This is a genomic window from Devosia sp. (assembly GCF_030689745.1).
GTDB lineage: Bacteria > Pseudomonadota > Alphaproteobacteria > Rhizobiales > Devosiaceae > Devosia > Devosia alba.
Genome location: NZ_JAUYGL010000167.1, coordinates 1 through 5,043, shown reverse-complemented (window position 1 = coordinate 5,043; position 5,043 = coordinate 1). Strand labels below are relative to the sequence as shown.

Annotated in this window: 3 protein-coding genes and 1 pseudogene; all 4 read left to right on the top strand. The window is 63.2% G+C overall.

Annotation, left to right across the window (positions count from 1 at the left end; genetic code table 11):
- The first annotated feature begins 321 nt into the window (after positions 1 to 321).
- Positions 322 to 936 (top strand): molecular chaperone, encoded by a 615-nt coding sequence (locus Q8O80_RS14685; protein ID WP_305580530.1) that lies wholly within the window; start codon positions 322 to 324, stop codon positions 934 to 936.
- Between the two features lie 90 nt (positions 937 to 1,026).
- On the top strand, positions 1,027 to 1,224 hold the full coding sequence (locus Q8O80_RS14680) for a twin-arginine translocation signal domain-containing protein (RefSeq protein ID WP_305580528.1): 198 nt from the start codon (positions 1,027 to 1,029) through the stop codon (positions 1,222 to 1,224).
- A 65-nt stretch (positions 1,225 to 1,289) separates the two neighbouring features.
- Positions 1,290 to 4,184, top strand: a pseudogene (locus tag Q8O80_RS14675) (formate dehydrogenase subunit alpha).
- Between the two features lie 12 nt (positions 4,185 to 4,196).
- Positions 4,197 to 4,796, top strand: coding sequence for a formate dehydrogenase FDH3 subunit beta (gene fdh3B, locus Q8O80_RS14670; protein WP_305580526.1), 600 nt, complete (start codon positions 4,197 to 4,199; stop codon positions 4,794 to 4,796).
- Positions 4,797 to 5,043 lie beyond the last annotated feature (247 nt).

Sequence of the window (5,043 nt, the reverse complement as noted above, 5' to 3'; positions counted from 1 at the left end):
TCCCGTATCGCGCGTCGCGCCACGCCTGCCCGGATGAACCGATTTGGCCCATCGAATCGATTCCCTATAACCATGAACCGCTCTACTGGCAACGGTCCCGAATATCCCAACGTTAACGGATTGGATTGCGCGACGCCAGCGGTCAGATGGAAAATGATCGCATCCGTTCCCCCGACGGGGTTTCGTAGCGCAGCTTGCAAGCGCAACAAGCATGCTTCCCGCCAAGCGCTCGCTGCATCGCACATGAGCGGCGGAAAATACCATTTGCAATCATTCTAGCTTCTGGGTCAAAATTGAACACCAGGGAGGAAGATTGACTTTATGTCAGCGCACATGACTGGGGCTGCTGAGCGGTCGGCGATTGCAGAGGAGGACCTGCTGCGGGCTCGCCTCTATCGCCTGCTCGCACGCTTTCTCGCGCGTCCTCCGAGCCGCGAGGAACTCGCGCTGGCTGCCGCGATGAGCGGCGACCATTCCGAGCTTGGCAAGGCGGTTCAGGCCTTTAGCGAGGTTGCGGCGCGCCAGGGCGAGGACGGCGTGGCGCAGGAGTTCCACGATCTGTTCATCGGACTGGGCCGCGGCGAACTGCTTCCATACGAGTCCTACTATCTGACCGGCTTCTTGCACGAGAAGCCGCTCGCCCAGCTGCGCCGCGACATGGAGGCGCTGGGAATCGCCGGCGATGAATCGTCCCCCGAAACCGAGGATCACATCGCCGCGCTCATGGATATGATGGCCGGACTGATCGAGGGCAGCTTCGGCGCGCCGGCCGATATTGCGACGCAAAAGAAATTTTTCGACCACCATGTCGGCTCGTGGGCGAAGCATTTCTTTCGCGAGCTGGAAGGCGCCAAGTCCTCGGTGCTCTATGCGACGCTGGGTCAGGTTGGCCGGGTCTTCATGGACATCGAGGAAGTCGCTTTTTCAATGGATTAGAAGAATTTTGTAAGTTACGGATATTTAAGGCATAACGAGCAAATGGAATGAAGACCGTAAAGACAATTCGAGGAAGGAGGAGCTAACGATATGGCAAGCCAGAAAGAGCGGACGGATACCGATCGCCGCAGCTTCCTGAAGCTCGCCGGTCTCGGCACCGTGGCCGGGGGCGTTGCCCTCGTCGCGGGCGAGAAGGCGGCCAAGGCGGCGGCGGAAAAGCCGTCGAAGGGTTTGGGGTATCGGGAGACCGAGCACGTCAAGACATTCTATGAAACCGCGCGGTTCTGATCTGCGGGTTCTCCGTTGCGGGGAACCGGCGGCAACCGTGCAATCGGTTTTGGGAGGAACATGCGATGCTTAGGAAGAAGACTGGCGGGGTAGCATCCGGCCCCCGGCTGTCATCTGCCTTGACGCAGCTGACCAACGGCGCCATCGATCGGCGCACCTTCTTGCGACGTTCGGGCCTGACCATCGGCGGCCTCGCCGCGGCGACGACCCTGTCGAGCGGCATGGTCACCAAGGCGCAAGCCCAGACGGCGCCGAGCGATAGCGTGGAGATCCGAAAATCCGTCTGCGGCCATTGCTCGGTGGGCTGCACCGTCCTTGCCGAAGTGACGAAGGGCGTGTGGATCGGCCAGGAGCCCGGGTTCGACAGCCCGTTCAACCTCGGCGCCCACTGCGCCAAGGGGGCCGCGGTGCGCGAGCACGCGCATGGCGAACGGCGGCTGAAATATCCGACCAAACTGGTCGGCGGCAAGTGGCAGCGGATTTCGTGGGACCAGGCGGTCAACGAGATCGGCGACAAGTTGTTGGAGATCCGCGAAAAGTCGGGACCCGACGCGGTCTTCTGGACCAACTCGTCCAAGATGTCCAACGAGCAGAGCTATCTGCACAGGAAGTTCATGGCGTTCTGGGGCACCAACAACACCGACCACCAGGCGCGCATTTGTCATTCGACGACGGTCGCGGGTGTCGCCAACACCTGGGGCTAAGGCGCCATGACCTACTCCTACAACGACATCCACAATTCCCGGGCGATCTTTCTGATCGGCGGCAATCCCGCCGAGGCCCACCCGGTGTCGTTGCTGCACTTGTTGCGGGCCAAGGAGGTCAACAACGCTCCGTTCATCGTGTGCGATCCGCGCTTCACCCGCACGGCCGCCCACGCCGATGAGTACGTTCGTCTGCGCTCCGGCACGGACGTGGCGCTGATCTGGGGCATCCTCTGGCACGTCTTCGAGAATGGCTGGGAGGACAAGGATTTCATCCGCCAGCGTGTCTGGGGCATGGACCAGGTCAAGGCCGAGGTGGCCAAGTGGACGCCGGAGGAGGTTGAGCGCGTTACCGGCGTGCCGGGCTCGCAGTTGAAGCGGGTCGCCAGGACGCTCGCCAACAACCGTCCCTTCACCATCATCTGGTGCATGGGCGGCACCCAGCATCATATCGGCAACAACAACGTCCGCGCCTACTGCAATCTGGGCCTTGCGCTCGGCGTGATCGGTACGTCCGGCGGCGGCACCAACATCTTCCGCGGCCACGACAACGTCCAGGGCGCGACCGACGTCGGCGGCGGCAACGATACCCTGCCGGGCTATTACGGCCTCATCGAGGGCGCGTGGAAGCACTGGGCCCGGGTATGGGGCGTCGAATACGACTACATCCTTGGCCGCTTCGCGACCGTGAAGGACAAGGAGGGCAAGGATGAGTCGATGAGCACCAAGGCCGGCATGCCGGTGTCGCGCTGGATCGACGGCGTCCTGGAGGCGAAGGAGAACATCGATCAGCCGGACAATCTGCGGGCGATGATCTATCAGGGCCACGCGCCCAACTCGCAGACGCGGATGACGGACATGAAGGAGGCGATGGAGAAGCTCGATCTCCTGGTGGTGATCGATCCCTATCCGACCGTCTCGGCCATCCTGCATGACCGCACCGACGGCGTGTACCTGCTGCCGGCGGCGACCCAGTTCGAAACCGTCGGCTCGGTGACCGCCTCCAACCGCTCGCTGCAGTGGCGCGAGAAGGTCATGGAGCCGATGTTCGAGTGCAAGACCGACCAGGAGATCATCTACCTGTTCGCACAGAAGCTCGGCTTTGCCGACGAGTTGTTCAAGAACATCGCGGTGAACGGCACCGAGCCGGTGGTGGAAGACATCCTGCGGGAGATCAACCGCGGCATGTGGACGATCGGCTATACCGGCCAGTCGCCGGAGCGGCTGAAGCTGCACATGGCCAACCAGTACACCTTCGACAGAACCACGCTGCGCGCGGTGGGCGGTCCTGCCGACGGCGACTATTACGGCTTGCCGTGGCCGTGCTGGGGAACCCCGGAAATGAAGCATCCGGGCACTGCCAATCTCTACGACACCTCGCTGCCGGTGGCCGACGGCGGCCTGTGCTTCCGCGCCAACTTCGGCGTCGAGCGCGATGGCCAAAATCTGCTCGCCGAGGACTCCTGGCCGGTCGGCTCGGAGATCGAGGATGGCTATCCGGAGTTCACCATGGCCATGCTGAAGGAGCTCGGCTGGGATGGCGACCTCACCGCCGAGGAGCGCAGTGCCATCGAGGCGGTTGCCGGCGACAAGACGAACTGGAAGACCGACCTTTCCGGCGGCATCCAGCGCGTCGCCATCGCGCATGGCTGCGCGCCGTTCGGCAACGCCAAGGCCAGGAGTGTGGTGTGGAACTTCCCGGATCCGGTGCCGTTGCACCGCGAGCCGCTGTACTCGCCGCGGCGTGACCTCGTCGCCGATTATCCGACTTACGAGGACAGGAAGTTCTGGCGCTTGCCGGTCCTCTACAAGACGATCCAGGACCAGGACTTCTCCACGGATTTCCCGACCATTCTCACGTCGGGCCGTCTGGTGGAGTACGAGGGCGGCGGCGACGAGACCCGCTCCAACCCATGGCTCGCCGAGCTCCAGCAGGACATGTTCGTCGAGATCAACCCTTACGACGCCAACAATAAAGGTATCAGGGACGGCGAGATGGTCTGGATCCACTCTCCGGAGGGAGGCAAGGTCAATGTCATGGCCTTGCTGACCGACCGCGTGGGCAGGGGTGTCGCCTTCATGCCGTTCCACTTCGGCGGCTGGTACCAGGGCGAGGATCGGCGCTCGCGCTATCCAAGCGGGGCCGATCCCTACGTGCTCGGCGAGTCGGTCAACACCGTCACGACCTACGGTTACGACTCCGTGACCCAAATGCAGGAAACCAAGACCACGCTCTGCCGAATCGAGAAAGCATAGGGAGGACGCACAATGGCACGAATGAAGTTTCTCGTTGACGCCGAGCGCTGCATCGAGTGCAACGCGTGCGTCACCGCCTGCAAGAACGAGAACGAGGTGCCTTGGGGCATCAACCGGCGCCGGGTCGTCACCATCAATGACGGCAGTCCCGGCGAGCGGTCGATCTCGGTGGCGTGCATGCACTGCTCGGACGCACCGTGCATAGCGGTGTGCCCGGTGGATGTCATTTACGACACCGAGGAAGGCGTGGTGCTGCATTCCAAGGACCTGTGCATCGGCTGCGGCTACTGCTTCTATGCCTGCCCGTTCGGCGCGCCGCAGTTCCCGCAGGTGGGCAATTTCGGCTCGCGCGGCAAGATGGATAAATGCACCTTCTGCGCCGGCGGGCCGGAGGAGGACAACTCCGCCGCCGAGTTCCAGAAATACGGGCGCAACCGCCTCGCGGAAGGCAAGCTTCCGCTGTGCGCGGAGATGTGCTCGACCAAGGCGCTCCTGGCCGGTGACGGCGACGTCGTGTCCGCGATCTATCGCGAGCGCGTCGTTTCCCGTGGCTTCGGCTCCGGCGCCTGGGGCTGGGGCACGGCCTACGGGCAGAAGGCCGGCGGCGCCTGATCGCCAACGTTCAAAGGGGGGCGGCCGGAAGCGGCCGCCCCGACCGCCTCGGCTCAATTCGGATCGGTTTTTTGTGCAGCGGTTTCGACCTGCGGGGGCCGTTGCGGTACGCGTTGTGAGCACACTATAATTGGTTGCGGCAAACGCCGGGGTTGAGATGAAGGATGCCGTTTTTCGGCGCAAGGGTGCAGGGATGATGAATCGCGCGAATGGGCCGGCGGCGAGACCGGTTTGGCACGGCTTGGCG

What these genes read in the sequence shown, in the direction of transcription:
- Q8O80_RS14685 (WP_305580530.1), top strand. Translation starts at nt 322, where the DNA reads ATGTCAGCGCACATGACTGGGGCTGCTGAGCGGTCGGCGATTGCAGAG.
- Q8O80_RS14680 (WP_305580528.1), top strand. Translation starts at nt 1,027, where the DNA reads ATGGCAAGCCAGAAAGAGCGGACGGATACCGATCGCCGCAGCTTCCTG.
- fdh3B (WP_305580526.1), top strand. Translation starts at nt 4,197, where the DNA reads ATGGCACGAATGAAGTTTCTCGTTGACGCCGAGCGCTGCATCGAGTGC.